At 54.8% G+C, this 1124-nt stretch carries 1 protein-coding gene; it reads right to left on the bottom strand.

The window, feature by feature from the left end:
- The coding region (locus ACIPZE_RS29010; RefSeq protein ID WP_400776874.1) for an elongation factor G at nucleotides 1–1124 on the bottom strand (1124 nt) is incomplete at both ends.

The following is a 1124-nucleotide window of genomic DNA, read 5'->3' as shown; positions in this document are numbered from 1 at the left end:
CCTTCATGCCGATCAGGGCCGCGATGTCGCCAGCGCGCACTTCCTTGATCTCTTCACGGGCGTTTGCGTGCATTTGCACCATACGACCCACGCGCTCTTTTTTACCTTTAACCGAGTTGATCACGCCGTCGCCGGAGTTCAACACGCCCGAGTAAACACGGACGAAGGTCAAGGTACCCACGAATGGGTCGGTAGCGATCTTGAACGCCAGAGCCGAGAACGGCTCCGAATCGTCTGCATGACGCTCCAGTTCGATTTCCTCGTTATCCGGGTCAGTGCCCTTGATAGCAGGAATGTCGGTTGGTGCAGGCAGGAAGTCGATAACGGCGTCGAGAACCAGGGGAACACCCTTGTTCTTGAAAGACGAACCGCAAACAGCCAGAACGATTTCGCCGGCGATAGTACGCTGACGCAAAGCAGCTTTGATCTCTACGATCGTCAGCTCTTCGCCTTCCAGGTACTTGTTCATCAGCTCTTCGTTGGCTTCGGCAGCAGCCTCAACCATGTTGTTGCGCCACTCTTCAGCCAGCTCTTGGAGCTCAGCAGGAATGTCCTTGCGAACAGGGACCATACCTTTATCAGAGTCGTTCCAGTAGACAGCTTGCATGTTGATCAGATCGATCTGACCCTGGAAGTTGTCTTCGGAACCGATGGCCAACTGAATTGGTACCGGAGTGTGACCCAGACGCTGTTTGATCTGAGCGATCACGCGCAGGAAGTTCGCACCAGCACGGTCCATCTTGTTTACGTAAACAAGACGTGGAACGCCGTATTTGTTGGCTTGACGCCATACGGTTTCCGACTGAGGCTCAACACCCGAAGTACCGCAGAACACAACCACAGCGCCGTCGAGTACGCGCAGGGAACGTTCAACTTCAATGGTGAAGTCAACGTGGCCCGGGGTATCGATTACGTTGAAGCGATGCTCGTCCTTGTACTGCTTCTCGGAACCTTTCCAGAAGGCGGTGATGGCAGCAGAAGTAATGGTAATACCACGCTCCTGCTCCTGCACCATCCAGTCTGTGGTCGCGGCGCCATCATGCACCTCGCCCATTTTGTGACTTTTGCCGGTGTAAAAAAGGACGCGCTCGGTTGTGGTGGTTTTAGCAGCATGCACGGGAGCG

The organism is Pseudomonas sp. NPDC089741 (assembly GCF_044748825.1).
Taxonomy (GTDB): Bacteria; Pseudomonadota; Gammaproteobacteria; order Pseudomonadales; family Pseudomonadaceae; genus Aquipseudomonas; species Aquipseudomonas helmanticensis.
Note: the sequence above shows the minus strand (reverse complement) of the source record. Positions and strands in the feature narration are given on the sequence as shown.